Below are 21,063 nucleotides of genomic sequence, written 5' to 3'. Positions count from 1 at the left end.
CCGTCACAGCCCCCGTTTTCAGGGGCGGTCGGCCCGGCCCGGCTGCAACATGAGATGCCCCAGAACCAAACGCAGGCACCCGGCGTAATCGGGATCGTCAAGGCGCGGTTCGGGCAGGCGCGGATGCTGCGCAGCCCATCCGGCAAGCGATCCGTCCCCAAAGGCCGGGTGCCGCGTCCGGTGCTGTATCCGGTAACGATCGGCGATCTCGGCCTCCCTGAAGGCCCGGCGACAAATCGCGCCGCGTTGCTCGCGCGGCTGGGCCAAAAGCATTCGGCCCAGCTGAACAAGGTCATCATGCAACACGGGCCGCATCAAAGAGTGACCTGAACCCGCGATGCGATACCCGCCCCAAACCGGTCGGACAGTTGCGCGACCCGGAACTCCACCGTGCCAGTGACGCCATCGCTTTGGCGCAGCGTGTCCGGATATGTCCATTCCGGCGCGGTCGTTTCCACTTCGCGTACGACGCCGCCATCGGCCCAGACTTGCAGCAGGTAACGTTCGCTGTCTTCGCCCAGTGGCACCTCGCCATCCCAATTGTCGCCCTCAATCCGGGTTCGCCGGATCCAACTGATCGCGGTATCCCCCGTCGCGCCGATATGCGCCCGCAGATGCGCCGGGGAATAGGGCCGCAAGCCATTGCCGTCGAAGGCGTGTTCTAGGTGCTGATAGCTCGGATCATCATATCCACGCTTGGCGGGGCCAATGCGGAAATGCTGATCGACCTGGCGCAAATTCGACCCAAAGTCGATCTGCTGCGCCGCGCCGTTGAGCAGAACAAACCAGCTGCCCGCGGGCCAGACATCGGGGATCAACCCATCCGTGCCCTGCTGGCCGCGCAGCATCCGCTGGACCCGGTAGACGCCCGGCTCTGTGAGTTCGGCCTCTGCGAATTGCACCAGTTCCCAATTGCCCGGCGTGCCGTCCCCAATCGCAGCAAGATTGCCGCCCGCGAAGACCGCTGTATCCTCGGCGCGCTCCAACTGGCCGGAAATCAGGGCGACGTCCAGTTGAGCAGCCCGATCCCAAACCCCATGCGGCGCGGCCAACAACGGCGTGCGGATCTGCCCCATGACAGAGCGTGTCGGCAATTGGGTGTTCAGCGTGTAATTGCTGTCCGTCGCGGATCGATAGACAGCGACCGCGCCGGGCCAACGCGATGCCGTCGCAACCACATGAGGCGCATGGGCCACCTCATCGCCGCGCATCAGCGGCAGATCAAGAAACAGCGGCGTAACCGGAACCGCTGGTGTAAAAGGCCGCACCGGGGGCGCGTCGTCCACCACATCCGCAGGCGTATAGACCGATCGCTCCATCCGCACCGCATCCACGATCTGCAACGCGCCCTGCTCGACCCGGTCCACGCGGTAACGCGCATCGGTGCCAAGGCTGATCACGTCCCCGGCCCCGACGTTGAAGGCCGACGGCGGCAAGGCAAACCGGACACGGTTGCGCGCCACGCGGGCCTCGGCCAACCATCGCTCTGCGGTTTGGCGGCCCTCGCCGCGGGTCAGGGCCAGCGGCAGTTCTGATGTCGAAACCGCATGTGTCGCTTCGTTGGGCAAGACGGCTTCTTCCGCCGCCGCGTCGTAATCTGCATCTGCCTGAACGAATTGCAGCCGCACACGCCCGGACATCTCAAGCTCGGACTCGCGCTCATACTCCGCCGCGCCCTCGATCTCGCCATCGCGGGCCAGCATATCGGGATCAAGCGTCACCACGTCCTGCCGGTCGCGCATCACGAAATGCAACACACCATCCCGTTCAACCGCATCGAACCCGTAACGCAACATCAGCGGCTGTAGCGCGGCGCGCGCGGAATCCACATTCGACACCGTATAGCCACGCACATAGCCAAACAGCTTGCTGGTATCGATATCGGACAGCCCGGCCTTGCCGCAGATCTCTTCCACGACCGATGCCAAGGGCCGCGCCGAAGTGCGCCCGTTGATCCAATGCCCCCGCGCGAAGTTCTCCCCATCGCTCCACAGCGTTCGGTTGTTGGGAAAGAACGGGAAGGGCCGTGCATCCCAAGACCAGACGAATGCGCGCGACATATCCACCATCGGCCCGCCATAGACGTCGGAGATCGGGTTATTCACCGGCTCGGCGTAATAGCTGTTATACGCCTGAAGATACTGCATCTGGATCAACTCATCGCGGGCGCCATTGGAAAACGCGGGCAACTGGCTTTCAGAGCTTTTCGCATCCAGAAACTTGTTCGGTTGGTTCGTGCTTTTGTCGACCGCCGCGCAGCCATATTCCGTGAACCAGATCGGTTTTGACTGCGGCTCCCACGCGGTTGGCTCTGCCTGCTTTACACCCCCGATGCGATCGTGATGCGGGTTGAGCCACCAGTTGCGAATATCCTTGTAGCGCCAGACCCACGGCTCCCCATGCGCGCCATCTTCAATCGGCGTCCGCAGTTGGGCCGCCGCATCCGCCTCGTTGGCGTAATACCAGTCGTAGCCCTCACCGCCCTCGATATTTCCCTGCAAATAGCCAAGGTCATAAATCGATCCGGCACCAGCATCCGCATGATCGTCGCCATCGCGCCAATCCGAAATCGGCATGTAATTGTCGATCCCCACGAAATCGATCTCGTTATCGGCCCAAAGAGGATCAAGGTGGAAGTACCGGTCGCCCGAACCATCCTGCGGGGAATACCCGAAATATTCGGACCAATCGGCGGCATAGCCGATCATCGTGTCATGCCCCAGCAAGGCACGCACATCGCCCGCCAGCTGCCGCAGAAGCGCCACGAAGGGGAAGCTGTTCCCTGCCCCGCGGATTTGCGTCAGGCCGCGCATCTCCGATCCGATACAGAAGGACTGGACCCCGCCCGCCGCCGCGCATAGCGCCGCGTAATGCAGGATGAACCGGGAAAAGCTCCACTCCTCAGGCCCTGTATAGGTGACGTCCTTGCCCGAAACGCTGAAATCCGTCGCCCGCGCAGTGCCGAAAAACGCCGCAACCTGCTGGTCGGCAGTCGATGTGCCGTCGGGAGACCCGGCCTGCCCCGGCGCGATATCCAGCGTAATCCGCCCCCGCCAAGGCAGACGCGCCTGCTCGGTCCCGCCATAGGGGTCGGGCAGCAGGTTGCCTTCCAACTGGTCCATCAGAATGAAAGGATAGAACATGACCGCTTTGCCATGTTCATTGAGCGCTTCGATCGCCTCGATCACCGATTGATCTGTGGGCGTGCCGCCATAGACCGGGTTTCCATCCACCAGATCCATCGGCTCCGCCTCGGCGCGGGACAAACCGGCAACCTGCCAGTTCATGTTCTTGCCTTCGTTCTCGGGCTTTTCGATCTTCGGCCGCAGCTTGCATTCGCCGCAGCGCAGATCGTTACCGAACCAACTGACCACTAGTGAAGCCGCCTGAGCATTCGGCAATTCCTGCGACAATGCATCAAGCGAACAGGCAAAATCCGTCTTGCCAGCGGGCGTGTTGACATTTGCGCTCCAGACGCTGCCGGGTCCGCTGGTATAGTTCACCGGCGTCGTCGCCAGCGTGTATTCACCCGTTCCCGGTACAATCGCGACGGCCTCGATTGCGCGGGTCAAATCCTGCGCCGCGCCCGGCTGTTCCGGCCGGGCCACTTCAAACGAAAACTGCGGGACGCGGTTGCCAAACTGCTCCAGCGCGAGGTCTTCGAACACGACGTAAGCCGTGCCACGATAGGCCGGAACATTGCCCGCGCCTTCGATGGCTTCCATCGTGGGGTCCGGCAACTGATCGGCCCGGCCATAGTAGACATGCATGTTCAGATCATCGATCGCGACCTCCTCGCCATCGGCCCAAATGCGCGCAACGCGGGTGATCTCCCCCTCGCACAGCGCAATGGCGAGACTGACGGAATAGCTGTAGCTCGTCGTCTTCGCGCTGCTTGCCGGCGTTCCCTTGCCGCCGCCAGAGGTGCTGGCCGTCTCGATGAAGTCCGATGCCCAGATGATCTGCCCACCGATCCGCATCCGGCCATAGATGCCGCTGATCGGCTCGCCCTCGCTGGCGCTCGACAGGCGGAACCGATCCACCTTGCCATGTTCGATCTTCTGAGAGCCCTGCCCCAGCAGCTTCTGGTCGATCACCCGCCCCAAAGACGCGCCAACAGCGCGCCCGATCACGGCGGTGGACATACCGGCAATCGACCCGCCGACAGCACCACCAAGCGCCGCGCCTGTCGCGGAAAGAACGAGTGTAGCCATCAGGAAATCTCCTCGGGAAATGCGAAACGCGCCACGACACGGCGGCGCCATGGCAGGGTAAAGGCGCTCTCCAGAACGCCGTGCCCGGAATAGGCATGCACGAAGGTCGGGTAGTCACCGGTTGCGGCCTGCAAACCCAAATGCTTGGCGACACTGCCCGCCCGCATCCGGAACAGAAGAACGTCCCCCGGCGCGACTTGGTCCAAATCCTTCGCAACAAGGTGGCGCTGCGCCGCCCGCCATAACTGTTCATCGCCCTGCGGTTCGGACCAATCGCGCGTATAGGCTGGCATCGGCTCCGGCTCGGCGCCGTAAAGCTCGCGCCAGGCACCGCGCAGCAGGCCCAGGCAATCACAGCCGGCACCGCGCAGCGACTGCTGATGTATGTAGGGCGTTCCAATCCAGCCGCGCGCGGCCGCTACGACATCCGGTCTCACCTGCGTGACCCCCCGGTATTCGCGCCGCTCGACTTGGGCACCGCCACCAACCAATCCTCTCCCGGTATATCAGGGAAGCCTTGGAAATTCAGAAGGTTGGCGAACTTGTCCCGGCATGTGTGCCAGCGCTTGTCACAGCCCGCAACCAGCCGCACGCTGTCGCCCGGCGTGACCTGTGCGCGGATCGACTCCCACAGCTCAATCCGGCGGATACCGCTTGAAAGGCTGTCCCCTTTGACGGCCCCCCAAAGCCCCTCCGCCGCACCAGAGCGCATTATGACGCGCCCGCGCGAAAACCAGCCCGCCTCGAAATCAATATCGGATTGCCACGTGAACACCCGGTTTTCGCTGCAGGCCTCAACCAGCAGATCAACGGAAAAGCCTGGCTGATCCAGATCGACACCGCAGGCGGTATCGCCAAGAACCGCCGTGCAGGGCTTCTGATACACCCGGCCAATCGGTTGGTTGAGCGTATCCGTCAACCCGCGCAACTCGGCGGTGAACGCCCCGCCGCCCTGACGGATTTCGCCGATGGACCCGCGAAATTGCAGCCATTTCTGCGACGGATCCATCCAGTTCACGATCCAGCTGAGAACCTGCGCCCCATCAAAGCGGCCTGCTTCGATATCGGCTTCCGAAATGGACGCGTCGCTCAACGCGCCGACGGCCTCGGCGTTGTCCACGGACAGCCCCGTGCTTTGCGCCAAGGCGGTCGCGGTCAGCCCGGAGTCGGCTTTGAAATCGATCCCCTCGAAATTGAGGGGCATATCGTGGTCGGTGAAACCAAACGTGACCCCGTCGCTGCGCGTGATGGCCCAAGCGCGGCAAAGCGTGGTGATCCCGGATTTCAGATGGGTTTCCAGATCGGCAGGTATTCCGGACATCAGACCCGCACCTCCACGATGGGAACATTGGGCACGTCACCGGCCTTGAAGCTCGCCACCGACATCTGAATCTGATCGGTGTCAAAGCGCACAGGCACGTCAAATTCAAACCCGGCCGTGACGGAAACACCCGCCGCAGGCGCGTTTGTCATCGTCACAAGCCCGGTCGCCACGTCGACGGCGAAATCCGTGCCCTCGGTCAAAGCCACACCATCCAGCGCAAGCTGTACCGTACCGGCCACCGGCTTGGTGATCGGGCGAGTATAGTCGAAGGCACCGCTGGTATAGGTCTTGCACAGCGCATATTCGCGCGCGGCCCCGTCACCGGTCCCAATCACCTGATCTGTCGCCTGGATCGCGGCGCTGGCACGGGAGGATTTGAAATCCGTCCAGTCCTTCCAGCGAAACCCGAACATCTGCCCGCGCCGCGCTTCGAAGAAGGCGATCAGGCTTTCGATATCATCCAGCGACCGCATCCCCATCCCCGCGTCATAGCGGCGGCGCGAATGGGCCCAGGGCGTGTTGCGTTCCTCGAAACCATTGGCAAGGGTGACGACATCCGTATGACGCTCCGGCCCGCCCACGGATCCGAAGCTAAGATTGGCCGGAAACCGGATTTCATGGAAATTCATCTTGGCACCTCCTCACGCGTTTCGATTGCCACGGCTGAGCGCTCGGCTCATCTGCGCCGCGATTTGCCCGCGCGAGCGGTTGAAGCTCTGCACATCCGGCGTGGTCACATTCATCACGATATTGGCGGTCGATCCGCCCGCGCTGCGGACCCCAAGACGGCCATCGGCGCCGCGCGCCAGCGGCATGATCGCTTCCGGTCCGGCTTCGCCCATCAGGCCGGTGCCACCCTGCATCGGGAAATAGGTCGGGCTGGATACCACGCCGCCGGTCGCAAAAGGCACCACACGCCCCTGGCTGAACGCGCCACCGTTTGCGAAGGGAAACAGATTGCCCAGCCCCTGCGTCAACAGCCCGCCAAGCTGGTTCGTCACCGGCGTCATCGCGGCATTATACGACGCGTTCACCACCGATTGCGTGACCGTCTTAAGTGCATCGGACAGCGTCCGCCCCTCGAACAGCATCCCGTCAAACGCGCTCTTGATCCCACGAGAGACCTGACGCTCCATCGTCGTGATCTCCTTGGCGGTCAGGGCCAGCTTTGTGCGGATTTCTTCGGTCTGATCCACGGACAGTTCAAGATTGTCCCGCAGCAAGTCCGCGGTTACTTCGAGCCGCTCAATCTGTTCTTCATAATCACTCATTGCGAAGCTCCATGTTCGTCCTCATCGGGGAAGGCCTTCATCAAGGCCTCCAAGCCGGCGCGTTTCATCGGCGCACTGGCCCCTTCCCCCAACATCAGCGTGAATTCCGCCGGGGTCAGCGCCCAGAACTGATCGGGCGGCAGCCGCAACCCGATCATTCCGGCGCGCATCAGGGCTGGCCAGTCAAAGCTTTTCATCCCGCCTCCGGCAAGCTGAAGGCCCGTACCAGCAATTCCGCCGCAACCTGCGCGGCCCGGATCGGACCGCCTTCGATCTGGCCATGCTCAAGGTCTGGCACCGGATCGATCTTCGCCCCGGACAGCCCTGCCCGCAGCACCGCCAGCACATCGCGGCTGCCGCATTTGCCCTGCTCGAACCGCTGGACCAACTCGACCAGCGAACCGGCCTCTAGGCTGGCTTCAAGTTCAGCCAAAGCGCCAAGGCTCAGCCTCAGATCATGGCGTTCCCCGTCGATCACCAGCGCGACATCTCCCCTCCACGGATTGGTCATCGGATCAAAGCGCCGTGAAGGTCAGCTGACCGGCCGAAGCAAGGCTGATCTCATATGTCGCCTCACCGTTATGGCTGCCCGAATAATCCAGCGAGGTGACCTGAAACGGCCCCTGCACCTGCCCGAAATCGGGGATAATCACCTGGAAATCGGGAATTGCGCTGTCGAAAAAGATCTGCCGCGCACGCTCATCGGTGCTGGCATCCTTGAACACGCCCGATCCCGAAATGCTGGCAGACCGCATCCCTGCGCCCGCCAAAAGCTCGCGCCAGCCACCCTGGCTTTCCAGGCTCGTGACATCGACGCTTTCCGCGTTGAAACTGATGCGCGTGGCGCGCAGCCCCGCGATGGTCTGGAACGTGCCGGAGCCGTCCATATCGACCTTCACCAGAAGGTCCTTTCCGTTTTGTGCACCCATGGGAATTCTCCGTTCTGGTTTATGTTCAGCTGTCTTCGACGCGCGCGCGAAATTGCAGATCGATCCGGCGCGCACTGTCGCCATCGTCCCGCTTGGCCGTCGCCCGCTCGAACCCCAGCGCGACCAGCCGCCCGCGGCTCATCGTCAGGTCCGCATCCACCAAGGCATCACAGACCGCCGCAGCGACTGTCTTGGCCGCGGAAAACCCTGCCTCGTCAGCAATGACCGAGATCGTGAAACGATGCAGCGCGCCGTGGCTTGTGTAATCCGATGCGTCCTTGGCGGTCTCCGGGCCTAGGCTCACGTAAAGACGCGGGGCCAGACCGCTGGGCAGCGTGTCGTAGATATCGGCCCCCACAAGGCCCGACAGCGCGGCATCGCCGATCAGTTTTTGGTACACAGCCGATTGCAAGGCTGCTGACAGCGCATAGCTCATACCACCACCTCTTCTTCGGCGAGGCAGGTCAGATACATGCCATCGGTTTCGCTCTCGATCACGGCGCGGATGTTGAAGATGCGCGTGCCTTCGCGGAAACGCTGTTCGGGGCGCGGGCGCGACGGGCTGCCCACTGGCGCGGCCCGCACGGTGATCTTGTACGTCACCGCCGACACAGGCGCGCCGCCTTCCCCCCGTTCGCGGCCCGTGCGCGCCTCGCAGGTTGCCCAAAGTACGCCAAGCGCCACCCAGATCGTGTTGTAACCGCCCGCACCATCCGGCACCTTCTGAGGTGTCTCCAGTGAGAGGCGGCGGTTGAGTTGAGGAAGCGTCATGTCCGCCCCCCGAACCCAATCCGTATAGTGCGATAGCGCTCGATCAGGCTGGTCACACCGAAGGGCATACACCCCTCGCTCAGCGATGTTTCGCTGCGGAATTCATAGTAATGCGACGCCAAAAGCATCACGGCCTGGCGCAGATCATCCGGCAAATCCGTCCATGCAGGGCCGAAGCCGGCCTTGAACCGGATATCGACACTGCCTGTCGACGGGATGGTCGGAAGCATCGTCCCAAGCGCCACAATCACCGGCTGCTGAAGGTTACGAACAAGGCGCAACCGATCCAGTTCAACGTCGGTCTCGGTGCCATCACGTTCGACCATCGTGACCTGGTTCAACGCCGTTACAGGCGCCACCGGCAAGGGCTGGGCATCCACACCCTGCCACTTTGTCAGCGTCCACAAAAATCCGCGTTCGAACAGAACCTTGCCGGTTCGCGCCTCGATCGCGCTCAAGGCCGCACGCAGGAAACCCAACAGCACCGGGTCTTGCAGCGTCTCATCGCCAAAGCCGGTTCCAAGCCGCAGATGCGCCTTGAAGTCTTCAACCGGCAGACTGGTGTCCGGCACCACCGTTTCTTCAATCAACATCATGTTCTGTTCTCCGAAAGTCTTCCGCCTCAATCGGCGAGGTGGGCGCGCGCCGTCCCGCGCCGCTCGGACGGAGGGGAGCAGCTAGACGACGCGGGGGACCTCGACACGCGCCCGGGGTGCAGACCCGCGCATGGGCGGATCTGCACGTCCGGTCGGGCCGTTAGCTGAGGCCGAACTTGATCAGCTTGATCGCAGCGAAATCGCTCACGTCGCCGCCGACACGCTTGGTCGCGTAGAACAGAACATGCGGTTTGGCGCTGAACGGGTCACGCAGCACGCGCAGGTCAGGACGCTCGGCCACGGTATAGCCTTGCGCGAAATCACCGAACGCGATGGAGTTGCTGTCGCTGGCCGGGTCCGGCATGTCTTCGCAGATCAGCACCGGATAGCCCATCAGACGTGCGGGCTCGCCCGCCGCCAGGCCATCGGACCACAGGAAGCGGCCATCGCCGTCTTTCAGCTTGCGCACGGTGCCCGCGGTCTTGGAGTTCATCACGAAGCTCGCATTGGCGCGGTATTCCGCCCCCAAAGCATAGACCACATCGACGATCGACTCGGCGCTCACGCTGCCATCGACACCGCTGGGCACATATCCCAGATTGCCCCAGGTCCAGCTGTCGTTTTCAACCGTGGAATGGGTCAGAAAGCCGGTGGGCTTGTCATTCCCGTCGCCATTGATGAACGCGGCGGCCTCGGCGCGGGCGAACTTCTCGGCGATGCGCCCTGCAAGCCAGCCTTCGATATCGAAGGCACTGTCATCCAGCAGACGCTGCGATGCCTTGGGCAGCGCGGACAGCTCGTGCAGCGGGATGGTGATCCGGTCGATCTGCGGCGTCGACGTCTCGGCGGAAGCGCCGGTTTCCGTCGCCCAGCCCGCCTCAAGATCGGCGCGATCCACCAGAACGTCAAAGGACGTCGCTTCGACATTCACCACCTGAGCGATGGCGCGGATCGACGCGGTCGAGCTCAGCACCGACTTGATGCGGTCAGAGGTTTCCGGGTCCACGAGGAAACCACCATCGGAATTGACGGCCGTGCTCATCGCTTTGCCTTCCAGCTCCAGACCGCGAAGACCGTCATCATCACCGGTCCGCAGATAGGCGTTGAACGCCTTCTGGTGCGGCGCGTCAAAATCCGCCGCGGCGCCCAGCGGCGGGCGGGCATGGGTTGCAGTCTTACGGTCCAGCATGGTCAATCGCTCTTCTTGCTGTTGCAGTTTGGTTTCGATGGTGGTTTGGAAGTCCTTGAAATCGGACAGAAAGCCAGTCACGGCCTCCCGCGCCTCTTGCGCCGGAGTCAAACCTCCCCCGGCCGCGGCCTTCGCCTCGGTTCTGCTCATGGATCACCCCTTTGCAGTTTGATCGGGCCCGGGTCTCAGCCCCGTGCCAGCTTCAGACGCGCGTCCCTGAAGGCCGCCGCCACTTCACGCAACGCCGCGTCGTCGGCGGGATTGTCCGCCTTGGCCGCAACCCGCGCGCTTGGAAGCATCGGGAAGGTCACAAGCGACACTTCCCACAGCTCCAACTCGGTCAAGAGCCGCTGGCCCTTGTCGTTCTTCGCCGCCTTCACGGTTCTGTAGCCGATCGACAGACCGTCAATCGCGCCCGCCTTGATCAGCGCGGCAGTCTCACGCCCCGTTTGCGTGGTCTCAAGGATACGGCCCTTGACCCACAGCCCCTGCGCGTCCTCGCGCACCTCGTCCCACACGCCGATTGGTTGGGCTGGATCGTGCTGCCACAGCATCTTGACCCTGCGGCCCTCGCGGCTCAGCGCGGCCAGCGACTGCGTATAGGCCCCCTTGCGCACGACATCGCCACCCTGATCCACAGACCCGAACAGGCTTGCATACCCTTCGATCACCGCGCCGTCCTGCACTTCAAGTGTCTCACCGAAGCGGGCGAACTTGTGTTCCAGACCAGTCTCCATTCCACTCACCTTTCTTGCCATCATCAGGGCGCCAACCCGTGCGACATGGACACAAGCCCCTGCACGCCCTGGGTCAGGATCACCGCCACCACGCCATAAACCGCCAGCCACAAACGCTTTTCCAAACGCTCCATCGCAGCCTCGATCCGCCGAAGACGGTCGTTCACATTCACGAAATGCACATCCGTCAGTTTTTCATGCGCCTGAAGTCGCATCCCCGGCGCACATTCGAACTTGGGGGGCTCACTGCTCATCGGGACTCTCCACCGGCAGCGGCGGAAGCCCAAGCAAGCGACGCTTCTCATCCGCTGTCAGGAAATCCGCATCCGCAACCCGGCCCCACTGCGCGTCCCGTTCTGCGGCCAGCGCGGGAACCTGATCCAGATCGGGTTTGAGAACCAGATCCTCACCCGTCCACCCGCTAAGCCACCCGCCAAGCTGCGCCGCGACGCGGGTCGCCAGGGGCAGAACCGTCAGACGGTAGAACGCCCGGTTGGCCTCTTGGTAATTCGCATAAGTCGCATCCCCGGGGATCCCCAACAGCATCGGCGGCACCCCGAAGGCCAGGGCGATCTCGCGCGCCGCACTTTCCTTGGTTTGCTGGAACTCCATGTCGGAAGGCGAAAAGCCCATCGGTTTCCAATCCAGCCCGCCTTCCAGCAACATCGGTCGCCCCGCATTGCGCGCACCCTGATGGTTGCTCTCGATCTCGGTCACCAGCCGGTCATATTGGTCGTTCGACAAGCTGCTGGAACCATCCTGCCCCTTGTAGACAATGGCCCCCGAAGGCCGCGCGGCATTGTCCAGCAGCGCTTTCGACCAGCGCGAGGCGGAGTTATGCACGTCAATCGCCATGGCCGCCGCCTGAAGCGGCGAAAAGCCGTAATGATCGTCTTGGGGATGGAAGTTTCGGATATGGCAGATCGGCCCCGGCAAACCCGCCGCGTCGAACCGATGCTTGCGTCCACCAACCGCGTATTCAAACGCAATCGGCCAACCATCGGCACCAGGCACGACGCTCATCCGATCCGAACGCAGGACGTGAAGCTCATGCGGGACACCCACCTCGCCCACGGCTTCGACATAAGCGTTTCCAGACAGCAAAAGCTGCCCATAAAGCGACTCCAGCAGCTCCGCCCGGCCCTGCGCCCCGTTGGGACGGCGCAGCAGGCTTAGCACATCATGCTGTTCAAAGCGGATTGCCGCGTCTTCCAGTACCAGGGGCAAGGCGGCTGCGGCTTCGGCGATCAGCTTGACCGACCGAAACCCGACCGGGTTGCCGTTGAACCCTGTCCGCGTCAGCGAAACGGTGTCACGCGGGCTCCATGCGACACGGCCACCGGTTTGCCACGCGATCACACGACCCGCCGCACTTGCCTTCTGCTCTGGCGGCTCTGCCGTCTTTGCGCGCCGGAAAACATCGAATGCCATGTCGCTCTGCTCCTTCAACTCTCCGCCGGGTCAGATTGCCCTGCGTCTTGCTGAGGAGTTTTCCTACAAAGATGTTAAAACGAAAAAAGACCACCGAACGCAGGCAGCGAACGGTGGTCTTTACGATCTGTTGGCATTCCTGTGCCCGGCCCTCCCGCGCTAAAGCGTGCGTACCGTCGGCTGGCGCCAAGAGGCCGCAGGCGCGATCATGAGTTCATGCAGGGCCCAGACCAGCGCATCGACGCGGTCCGGACTGCCACTGCCCTGAAATCCCCGAACCGTCATCTGTACCATCTGGTCTTCGAGCGTGTCGAACGCGCCGACATGGCGCACACGCCCCTGCTCGTACAATGCTGCAATCGGTTCGGCCCGCGCGATCTTGCCCCGTGTCGCGCGCACCTCGCGGATAGGCACCAGCGGATCGACTTGCCGGACGACCTCGCCCACCATCTGCCCGCCTTGGTTTACCTCCACTACAAGACGGTCGGCACCATACTGTTCCATCGCCCGTATCGCGGCCTTCGCCCAATCGGTCGGGCTTGCCTGGCTGACGGTTGCATCCGCCAGCACATAGGCCCGCCAATCCTGCGGTGCGCCATCCATGGTCACACCAGCCACGACAATCCCGCATTCATCGGAATGCGCCCCGTTGGTCGCGGCAGGGTCCAGCGCCACGACAATCCGGTCCAACTCCGGCGCCGTTGCCACGCGCAACGCCTCGATCCCGCCAGAGGTCCAAAGCGCGCCTTCCGCATCGGCCAGCAGCACCCCGTCCAACTCCTGTCGGCCCATTCGCGTTCCCGCATAGCGCGCGCGCACCTCTTCCAGGAAGGACGACGCCAGATTGGCCCGGTTCACTTCGGTCTTGGCATGGGTCGTGACAGTGGACGGCGTCTCCAGCAGTTGTTTGAGCACGGACACATTGCGCGGCGTCGTCGTGACACAGACACGGGGATCTTCGCCAAGGCGCAGCGCGAATTGCAGCATGTCCCACGTCTCCTGCGCTTTCGGCCATTTGGCCAACTCATCCACCCACGCCGCATCGAATTGCGGCCCGCGCAGGCCTTCGGGATCATTCGCGGAATGCACCGTGGCAATCGCACCATTTGGCCAAACCAGCCGCTTGCGGCTCGCTTCCCATTTCGGGCGGCGATCTTCGGGCGAGCAGGCCAAGATCCCGCTATCGCCGAAGATCATGACCTCGCGCACCTGATCGTAGGTTTCCCCAACCAATGCCATGCGGCGCGATGCGCCAACATCCATGGGCTTCGACCCTTCCACCTGTGCACGCACCCATTCCGCGCCCGCGCGTGTCTTGCCCGCGCCGCGCCCTCCCAGGATGACCCATGTGCGCCAATCGCCTTCGGGCGGCAACTGGTGGTCAAAGGCCCAGAACTCAAACAAAAAAGGGAGAGCACGAAGCTCTCCCTCATCAAGACTGTCCAGAAACGTCTTTTGCAGATCAGGATCCGCGGAGCTTATCCAACTTGCACCCGATCGAGTCCCGCGCGGCTTCAAGGTCGAAGGCGACGCCGCATTGGGCGATGCCGGCTTGCTGTTCTTTGCATTTGACAAGGCTGGTCTCCACTTCAAGACAGTTCTTCACAAGGCCTGTGAGGCGTTTGACATCCGGGCAGCTGGCTGCATCCGGGGCCTGCCCACGCTCAAGCTGCGCGCGCAGGGATTTCACTTCGTTCAAAAGACGCGAAACTTCTTCGCGGCTCGCCTCCAGCATTTCCTGCTGGCGGGTGATGTCGTGCTCCAGAGTAATCATGGTCATGTGCAAGGGCCTCAAGTTGGTTCGCAAAAGGTTCCCCGCACGAGAGACATGAAAAAACCCCGCGGGGCCAAGGCCCCCGGGGTGTTCATCCACGTCTTCTAGCGTGTCACAAGTTATACGCAGGACCGTTCGGTTTGTCAATTAAAAAAAGGTTAACAACGCCCGGTAAGCGACCGGTATAATTGACAAATCCTTAATCCGCCGTACGGCGCACGCCTAATTGTTTGAATTCGCGCGCTCCGCTTCAAGCCGACGGTACTCCGCGACATTGCGGTTATGTTCGTCCAAAGTGACCGCGAAGTTGTGCCCATCGGCTGGGTCCAGCGTCTTGGCAACGAAGAAGACGAAATCCGTGTCCGGCGGATTGGCGACTGCTTCAAGACTGGCCAGCCCCGGATTGGCAATCGGTGTCGGCGGCAGACCTTCGATCACATAGGTGTTCCACGGCGTGCGTGCGCGCAGCTCGCTCTGGCGCAGACCTCGGCCCAGGATGCCCTGCCCGCGTGTAACGCCATAGATCACTGTCGGGTCCGTTTGCAGCCGCATCCCCTGACGCAGACGATTGACAAAGACACTGGCCACCACGCCGCGCTCTTCGGCATTGCCCGTTTCCTTCTCGACGATAGAGGCGAGAGTCATCAACTCTTCGGGTGTTTCCAGCGGCAAGTCAGGATCGCGCTCGGCCCAGACGCGGGAAATCCGCTCCAGCTGGAGCTCTTCCATCTGCGCCACAAGCTCCGCCCGGTCATCGCCGGGACGCACTTCATAGCTTTCCGGGGCCAAAGCGCCCTCTGCCGGAACCTCGGCAATATCGCCTTCCAGCACGTCGATCGCTTTCAGGCTTTCGACCACCTGCCAGCTTGTCACACCGGGCGCCAAGGACACCGACAATTCCACCCCGACCTCGTCCAGCGCCGCGCTATAGGCTGTCGGTGCCTCTTCTTCTGCGGGACGGAACTCAGCCGTTGTGATAAAGCCCTGCGTCTGCGGATCAAGCGCACGCACACGCACCAACAGATCCGCCACGCGCACCAGATACCGGACCTGCGTGCCACAAGTGGACCGCCCGTCGCCGGTGATCGTCGCCACGATATCTGACATGGAGGCGGCTTCCGAAATCAGGAAAGACCCCGCTTTCAGATCATCGGCCAGTTCCTGATAATCCGCGCCCATGCGGAAGATCGCGCCGTTGCGGATCGCATTTTGCGCCTCCAAGTCACGGCTGACCGACTGAATCGTGCTGCCGCGCGGCACCTGAAGGCAAATGGAATCCTCCAACGGCCCCGCCGCGTTATATTCGCCACGTCCCCACAGGATGACGCCGCCCAACAGGAACAGCGTCAGTACCAGAAAAGTCACCGCGTTGGACGCGACATGCCGCCAAATCACGTTGTCAGACCTTTGTGAAGATGACGCTGGCGTTTGTACCGCCGAACCCGAAGGAGTTGGACAAAGCCGCTTTGACCTCACGCTCGCGCTTCTGGTTCGGGGCTAGGTCCACAGGGGTCTCCACCGCCGGATTGTCCAGGTTGATCGTCGGTGGGCAGACCTGATCGCGGATCGCAAGGATCGAGAAGATCGCCTCGATCGCGCCTGCGGCCCCCAAAAGGTGTCCGGTCGCAGATTTGGTCGACGACATCGTCACCTTGCCTGCCGCATCGCCCATCATCTTTTCAACCGCGCCAAGCTCGATCACATCCGCCATGGTCGATGTGCCATGCGCATTGATGTAATCCAGATCGGCCGGCTCCAGACCCGCCGATTTCAGCGCCGCCCGCATGGAACGCAGCGCGCCGTCGCCATCCTCGGACGGGGCGGTGATGTGGTAGGCATCGCCAGACAAACCGTAGCCAGAGACTTCGGCATAAATCTTGGCACCGCGCGCAACCGCGTGCTCGTATTCCTCCAGCACGACAATACCCGCGCCCTCGCCCATTACGAACCCGTCGCGATCCGCGTCATAGGGGCGGCTGGCCGCTTTGGGGTTGTCGGCTCGCTTGGTGGACAGCGCCTTGCACGCATTGAACCCCGCGATGCCGATCTTGCAGATCGCCGCTTCCGCGCCGCCCGCGACCATGACATCCGCATCGCCATACTGGATCAGACGCGCCGCATCACCGATGGCATGCGCCCCGGTGGAACAGGCCGTCACAACCGAATGGTTCGGCCCCTTGAAGCCGTACTTGATGCTCACCTGACCGGAGATCAGGTTGATCAGCGCGCCCGGCACAAAGAAAGGAGACACCCGGCGCGGCCCCTTTTCTTCCATGATCATCGTCGTATTCGCGATGGAGTTCAGCCCGCCGATACCGGAGCCGATCAGAACGCCGGTGCGCTCAAGGCTCTCACGATCTTCCGGCATCCAGCCCGCATCCTCGACCGCCTGCTGTGCGGCAGCCAGCCCGAACAGGATAAAGGTGTCGACCTTGCGCTGCTCTTTCGGTGCCATGTAGGCGTCGGCGTTGAAAGTCCCGTCAGTTCCGTCGCCCCGTGGCACTTCGCAGGCATAGGTGGTGGTCAACCCTTCGGGGTCGAATTGCGTGATCGGGCCCGCCCCGGATTGACCATCAAGGATCCGGCTCCAACTGGCTTCGACCCCATCGGCCAAAGGTGTGACCAAACCCAATCCGGTTACGACGACTCTGCGCATGCTAATTGCCCTTCTTCCTCCGTCCGAGCTTTCCTTGGCGGACAAGCCCCGGTTGGCTGCTCTTACCCCGCTTGTCGACCCATCGGCAAGGCCCACCGCAGCGCGGGGCAGCGTGCTTTCGCCGCTATGTTATGAATTTTCGTGATAAACCGACCCCGTACTTGGTCCCGGCCCGGTCAGATGAAATCGGCGACCGGTTCGACCTCGGGACGGGCAAGCTTCAGCACGCTCGGCAGATCGACGGCCTTCTCGAACAAGGCGCGGCCAACCATGGCCCCGGCGATGTTGGGAATGTATTTCAGCCGCGCGACATCGTCCTCGCTGCTGACCACGCCGCTGGCGATAACCGGCGCGCGGGCGATGGACGCCAGACCAGAGACAAGACCCAACCGGCCATCCGCGGCGCGATCCCGCGGCTCGATATCCGTCACGATGACCGCCGCAAGCGGGGCGTCATTATAGGCGCGGATCAGCGTTTCAGGCTCATAGGCGCTTTGCTGCTGCCAACCATGGGTCATCACGCGGCCTTCCAGCACATCGACCGAGATCACGATCTGATCGGGATAGGCCTTGGCCAGCGCCTTCACCCCGTCAGGGTCCAGCACCGCCAATGTCGACAGAACGACCCGTCCCGCCCCCAGCTCAATCCACTGCGCGACCGCATCCGCCGTGCGGAAGCCCCCGGCCAATTGCACCGGAATCCCGACGGAGCGGATGATCTCCCGCACCTGATCGGTGTTGCCGTCTCTCCCGGCCACCCAATCGAAATCGGTCAGATGCATCCATTCCGCCCCGGCCTCGGCCCATGAACGCGCTGTCTCCAGCGGATCGACATGCCAAATCGACGCTGCCTCCAGCCGGCCGCGCGTCACGGAAACACAGCGATGGTTCAGCAGTTCCAGTGTCGGATAGATGATCATTGAAGCCCCGGTGATTTTGTTGAGAGACTCACATGCTACCACGAGTGGAGCAGTCGTCCAAAAGATTGCGTGGCCCGCCCGGGGGCGTCTTGCGCAGATATAGTTGTAGCGCACCGTCGTCTTCAGTTTCGGGGTCCGCCAAGTGATAGCCAAGCTGCCGCGCGATGGCATCGGACCGGTCGTTGCCCGGCAAAATCCGGCAGGTCAGCGGCCCGGTGATGACCCGGTCGAACCAGTCATGGGCAGCTTGAACGGCGTCAATGCCCAGCCCCTGCCCCTGCGCGTCCGGGTGCAGCATCCAGCCGGCTTCGGGCCATGGCGATGCGGCCTCATCCGTGCGGTCGACGAAAAAACCGACCTGCCCGACCATCTCCCGCGTGCCATGCGGTTCAATCGCCCATTGGCCATAGCCGACCATCTGCCAATGCCCGGCATTGCGCAGGAAAGACGCCCAGGCGCGCGGTTCGTCCCACGGGACGCCGCCTAAATGTGCCACCACCGACGGATCACGCCAAATCTCTGCGAAACGCTCGAAATCCTGCAAGCGCATCGCCCGCAGCGTAAGCCGCGCGGTTCTTATTGTCGGAATTGCCCTCATTTTTGCGAGAGTCCATTCTGCTGCCTCTTAAGCATACACAATGACGCGCCACCGAGAGCCTGTCAGCCCGATTCCCGCACACCGGGAAAAAAAACGGCGTCTTTCCGCCAAGGAAAAACGCCGCTTAGATCATTTTGTAGCCGAAGCTTAGCTGGCTTCGGAAATGAACTTAACTGCATCACCGAAAGTTTGGATGGTCTCGGCTGCGTCGTCCGGAATCTCGATACCGAATTCCTCTTCGAACGCCATCACCAGTTCTACGGTGTCCAGGCTGTCCGCGCCCAGGTCATCAATGAAAGAAGCATTGTCGGTGACCTTGTCCTCTTCCACTCCGAGGTGATCCACCACGATCTTTTTCACCCGATCTGCGATGTCGCTCATACTTCAAGTCCTCATGTTACGTGTCGGATGCTTCAGATCCGAATATTTTGCCCCCGCTTCCCGGGAGAGCCTTGATATGCCCCACATGGGCGGTTCAACCCCGGGGTCCCCCCAAGGTCCCTTCGACATGGATCAACATGCCTCAGGGTCAATGTCAGCGCCGCCTATAGCATAGTCTGTTCGAATGGCAAGGCGTGCGAAGACGGTTCTATAACATGGCCATACCGCCGTTCACGTGCAAGGTCGTGCCCGTGACATAAGCGGCTTCCGCACTGGAAAGATAGAGAACGGCACTGGCGATTTCCGCCGGATCGCCCATGCGACCGGTGGGAATCTGGGTCAGGATCGCGGCCTTCTGATCGTCGTTCAGCTTGTCGGTCATCGCCGTCTGGATAAAGCCCGGCGCGACCGCATTCACCGTGATTCCCCGGCTGGCAACCTCATAGGCGAGGCTTTTGCTCATACCGATCATCCCGGCCTTGGAGGCCGCGTAGTTGCCCTGCCCCGGATTGCCCGTGGCACCCACAACCGAAGAGATATTCACGATCCGGCCCCACCGCGCCTTCATCATGCCGCGCAGCACAGCTTTGCACAGGCGGAATGTGGCTGTGAGGTTCACGTCGATGACGCTTTGCCATTCGTCGTTGGACATGCGCATGAAGAGGTTGTCGCGCGTAATGCCCGCGTTGTTCACAAGGATATCGACCGCGCCCATGGCTTCGACCGCTTGCTTGGGCAGCGCATCCACCGCTTCGAAATCGGACAAGTTGCAGGGCAGCACATGGGCGCGATCGCCCAGCTCTGCCGCCAATTGCTCCAACGGCTCCACCCGCGTGCCGGACAGCCCCACGGTCGCCCCCGCCGCGTGCAGCGTGCGCGCAATATCGGCCCCGATGCCGCCGGACGCCCCGGTGATGAGTGCGGATTTTCCTGTCAAATCGAACATTGAGATGCCCTTATTCCTTGCCTACGAGTTTCGCCACATCTTCGGGCGTGCCAACGGCCATGGTGACCAGATCGCGATTGATCCGGCGGACCATGCCGCTCAGCGCCTTGCCTGCGCCGATCTCAAGCAGATCGGTCACACCGTTTTCGCCCATCCACAGCACGCTTTCGCGCCAGCGCACGGACCCTGTCACCTGCTCTACCAGCAGCGCGCGAATCTGGTCGGGATCGCTGACCGCTTCGGCGCGGACATTGGCGACCAGCGGCACAGCGGGCGCCTTGATTTCGACCTCGGCCAGCGCTTGCGCCATGACATCGGCTGCGGGCTGCATCAGCGCACAATGGAATGGCGCGCTGACCGGCAGCATCACGGCGCGCTTTGCGCCCTTGGCCTTGGCACGTTCTACCGCATGCTCGACCGCTTCGCGGTGCCCCGAGACGACGACCTGGCTTGGATCATTGTCATTGGCGGCCTGGCAAACCATGTCGCCAAGCGCTGATTCCTGCGCGACCTCGCGCGCGGTTTCGAAATCCAGCCCCAGCAGCGCGGCCATCGCCCCGACACCGACCGGAACTGCCTCTTGCATGGCCTTGCCGCGCGTGCGCAGCAGCCGCGCCGTGTCCGAAAGTGAAATCGCCCCCGCCGCGCAAAGCGCCGAATATTCCCCAAGCGAATGCCCCGCCACATAAGACGCGCGGTCCAGCCCGAACCCTTCGGCTTCCATCGCCCGCAGCGCCGCGACAGAGGTCGCCATCAGCGCGGGCTGCGCGTTCTGGGTCAGCGTCAGCATATCCTGATCGCCCTCCCAGATCAGCTTGGACAAGGCTTCGCCCAGTGCGTCGTCGACTTCCGCAAAGACGTCTGCCGCAACCGGGTATGCGTCGGCAAGGGCCTTGCCCATGCCAATGGTTTGCGCCCCTTGTCCGGGAAAGATGAATGCAAGGCTCATATTGCTGCCCTCTGTTTCCTGCGATCCGGTGTTCTGGATACGCTGGCACCGCCCAAGGCGCAATCACCGCGGGCACAAAAGCTTTTGGATCGAACCACTACCTATGGTAGCATTGATTCGCGCCTACCGCGCAAGTTCGGGAAACCGCATCACTTTTTTGGATAACGTGACTTATGTTTCTACTCTTCGTTAATGCGACCTTTCCGATTGGTTTCGCCCTCCGCTTCAGTTCGTTGCCCGTAGCCAACGGGCCCCACTCACACCCTGCTTTGCTATCGCACAAGCAAAAACGGTTGAGGTGAATACCCCTGCGGGAGACGACGGCACGTACTCACTCCTGTCTCCCGCGTCCGGCCCCCCGTCCCAAGGCAAGTCCC

At 62.4% G+C, this 21,063-nt stretch carries 25 protein-coding genes; all 25 read right to left on the bottom strand.

The genetic code is table 11. The features are described 5' to 3' along the window. Positions 1–18 precede the first annotated feature (18 nt). The 25 genes from E4Z66_RS01740 to fabD all read right to left on the bottom strand — a co-directional run bounded on the left by E4Z66_RS01740 (position 19) and on the right by fabD (position 20,686). Positions 19–315 (bottom strand): DUF7742 family protein, encoded by a 297-nt coding sequence (locus tag E4Z66_RS01740; RefSeq protein WP_136461212.1) that lies wholly within the window; start codon positions 313–315, stop codon positions 19–21. Further along, on the bottom strand, positions 315–4,214 hold the full coding sequence (locus E4Z66_RS01735) for a baseplate multidomain protein megatron (protein WP_136461211.1): 3,900 nt from the start codon (positions 4,212–4,214) through the stop codon (positions 315–317). Before E4Z66_RS01735 ends, E4Z66_RS01740 begins: the two co-directional genes overlap by 1 nt. Next, on the bottom strand, positions 4,214–4,651 hold the full coding sequence (locus E4Z66_RS01730; RefSeq protein ID WP_136461210.1) for a C40 family peptidase: 438 nt from the start codon (positions 4,649–4,651) through the stop codon (positions 4,214–4,216). The genes E4Z66_RS01735 and E4Z66_RS01730 overlap by 1 nt, the downstream gene beginning before the upstream one ends. Next, positions 4,648–5,535: a DUF2163 domain-containing protein gene (locus E4Z66_RS01725; protein WP_136461209.1), complete on the bottom strand. Its 888-nt coding sequence runs from the start codon at positions 5,533–5,535 to the stop codon at positions 4,648–4,650. The genes E4Z66_RS01730 and E4Z66_RS01725 overlap by 4 nt, the downstream gene beginning before the upstream one ends. Continuing rightward, the gene (locus tag E4Z66_RS01720; protein WP_136461208.1) at positions 5,535–6,167 is read right to left on the bottom strand and encodes a DUF2460 domain-containing protein; all 633 of its coding nucleotides are present in this window, start codon (positions 6,165–6,167) and stop codon (positions 5,535–5,537) included. The genes E4Z66_RS01725 and E4Z66_RS01720 overlap by 1 nt, the downstream gene beginning before the upstream one ends. A 12-nt stretch (positions 6,168–6,179) precedes the next feature. Beyond that, positions 6,180–6,809, bottom strand: a complete 630-nt coding sequence (locus E4Z66_RS01715) for a phage tail tape measure protein (protein WP_136461207.1) — start codon at positions 6,807–6,809, stop codon at positions 6,180–6,182. Beyond that, positions 6,806–7,006 (bottom strand): rcc01693 family protein, encoded by a 201-nt coding sequence (locus E4Z66_RS01710; RefSeq protein ID WP_136461206.1) that lies wholly within the window; start codon positions 7,004–7,006, stop codon positions 6,806–6,808. The genes E4Z66_RS01715 and E4Z66_RS01710 overlap by 4 nt, the downstream gene beginning before the upstream one ends. After that, positions 7,003–7,320 (bottom strand): gene transfer agent family protein, encoded by a 318-nt coding sequence (locus E4Z66_RS01705; protein WP_136461205.1) that lies wholly within the window; start codon positions 7,318–7,320, stop codon positions 7,003–7,005. Before E4Z66_RS01705 ends, E4Z66_RS01710 begins: the two co-directional genes overlap by 4 nt. A gap of 4 nt (positions 7,321–7,324) precedes the next feature. Next, positions 7,325–7,738 (bottom strand): phage major tail protein, TP901-1 family, encoded by a 414-nt coding sequence (locus tag E4Z66_RS01700; protein ID WP_136461204.1) that lies wholly within the window; start codon positions 7,736–7,738, stop codon positions 7,325–7,327. Positions 7,739–7,763: 25 nt separating this feature from the next. Beyond that, positions 7,764–8,174 (bottom strand): DUF3168 domain-containing protein, encoded by a 411-nt coding sequence (locus E4Z66_RS01695; RefSeq protein ID WP_136461203.1) that lies wholly within the window; start codon positions 8,172–8,174, stop codon positions 7,764–7,766. Continuing rightward, positions 8,171–8,509 (bottom strand): phage head closure protein, encoded by a 339-nt coding sequence (locus tag E4Z66_RS01690; protein WP_136461202.1) that lies wholly within the window; start codon positions 8,507–8,509, stop codon positions 8,171–8,173. The genes E4Z66_RS01695 and E4Z66_RS01690 overlap by 4 nt, the downstream gene beginning before the upstream one ends. Beyond that, positions 8,506–9,105: a head-tail connector protein gene (locus E4Z66_RS01685; RefSeq protein WP_136461201.1), complete on the bottom strand. Its 600-nt coding sequence runs from the start codon at positions 9,103–9,105 to the stop codon at positions 8,506–8,508. Before E4Z66_RS01685 ends, E4Z66_RS01690 begins: the two co-directional genes overlap by 4 nt. Before the next feature lie 160 nt (positions 9,106–9,265). Next, a complete protein-coding gene (locus tag E4Z66_RS01680; protein ID WP_136461200.1) occupies positions 9,266–10,444 on the bottom strand; it encodes a phage major capsid protein in 1,179 nt (392 codons plus the stop codon). Between the two features lie 35 nt (positions 10,445–10,479). Then, the gene (locus tag E4Z66_RS01675; RefSeq protein ID WP_136461199.1) at positions 10,480–11,031 is read right to left on the bottom strand and encodes an HK97 family phage prohead protease; all 552 of its coding nucleotides are present in this window, start codon (positions 11,029–11,031) and stop codon (positions 10,480–10,482) included. Between the two features lie 23 nt (positions 11,032–11,054). After that, positions 11,055–11,285 (bottom strand): GTA head formation protein, RCAP_rcc01685 family, encoded by a 231-nt coding sequence (locus E4Z66_RS01670; RefSeq protein WP_136461198.1) that lies wholly within the window; start codon positions 11,283–11,285, stop codon positions 11,055–11,057. Beyond that, positions 11,275–12,462: a phage portal protein gene (locus E4Z66_RS01665; protein ID WP_136461197.1), complete on the bottom strand. Its 1,188-nt coding sequence runs from the start codon at positions 12,460–12,462 to the stop codon at positions 11,275–11,277. The genes E4Z66_RS01670 and E4Z66_RS01665 overlap by 11 nt, the downstream gene beginning before the upstream one ends. Positions 12,463–12,621: 159 nt before the next feature. Continuing rightward, positions 12,622–13,980 (bottom strand): DNA-packaging protein, encoded by a 1,359-nt coding sequence (locus E4Z66_RS01660; protein WP_136461196.1) that lies wholly within the window; start codon positions 13,978–13,980, stop codon positions 12,622–12,624. Beyond that, the gene (locus tag E4Z66_RS01655) at positions 13,925–14,242 is read right to left on the bottom strand and encodes a hypothetical protein (protein ID WP_136461195.1); all 318 of its coding nucleotides are present in this window, start codon (positions 14,240–14,242) and stop codon (positions 13,925–13,927) included. Before E4Z66_RS01655 ends, E4Z66_RS01660 begins: the two co-directional genes overlap by 56 nt. Positions 14,243–14,458: 216 nt before the next feature. Beyond that, positions 14,459–15,628 carry an endolytic transglycosylase MltG gene (gene mltG / locus E4Z66_RS01650; RefSeq protein WP_136462098.1) on the bottom strand — a complete coding sequence of 390 codons (1,170 nt, stop codon included), beginning with the start codon at positions 15,626–15,628 and terminating at the stop codon, positions 14,459–14,461. Positions 15,629–15,635: 7 nt separating this feature from the next. Further along, positions 15,636–16,892: a beta-ketoacyl-ACP synthase II gene (gene fabF, locus E4Z66_RS01645; protein WP_136461194.1), complete on the bottom strand. Its 1,257-nt coding sequence runs from the start codon at positions 16,890–16,892 to the stop codon at positions 15,636–15,638. 176 nt (positions 16,893–17,068) lie between these two features. Beyond that, positions 17,069–17,812, bottom strand: a complete 744-nt coding sequence (locus E4Z66_RS01640) for a 1-(5-phosphoribosyl)-5-[(5-phosphoribosylamino)methylideneamino]imidazole-4-carboxamide isomerase (protein ID WP_136461193.1) — start codon at positions 17,810–17,812, stop codon at positions 17,069–17,071. Between the two features lie 28 nt (positions 17,813–17,840). After that, entirely contained in the window at positions 17,841–18,410 is a 570-nt protein-coding gene (locus E4Z66_RS01635; RefSeq protein WP_136461192.1) for a GNAT family N-acetyltransferase, read from the bottom strand. A 147-nt stretch (positions 18,411–18,557) separates the two neighbouring features. Further along, complete coding sequence (locus tag E4Z66_RS01630; RefSeq protein WP_136461191.1) at positions 18,558–18,791, bottom strand: acyl carrier protein; 234 nt, start codon at positions 18,789–18,791, stop codon at positions 18,558–18,560. A 208-nt stretch (positions 18,792–18,999) separates the two neighbouring features. After that, positions 19,000–19,737, bottom strand: a complete 738-nt coding sequence (fabG, locus tag E4Z66_RS01625; RefSeq protein ID WP_136461190.1) for a 3-oxoacyl-ACP reductase FabG — start codon at positions 19,735–19,737, stop codon at positions 19,000–19,002. A gap of 10 nt (positions 19,738–19,747) precedes the next feature. Continuing rightward, entirely contained in the window at positions 19,748–20,686 is a 939-nt protein-coding gene (gene fabD, locus E4Z66_RS01620) for an ACP S-malonyltransferase (RefSeq protein WP_136461189.1), read from the bottom strand. Positions 20,687–21,063: the final 377 nt, after the last annotated feature.

This window comes from Aliishimia ponticola (genome assembly GCF_004803475.1).
Classification (GTDB): domain Bacteria; phylum Pseudomonadota; class Alphaproteobacteria; order Rhodobacterales; family Rhodobacteraceae; genus Aliishimia; species Aliishimia ponticola.
This window is presented reverse-complemented; position numbering and strand designations above follow the sequence as displayed.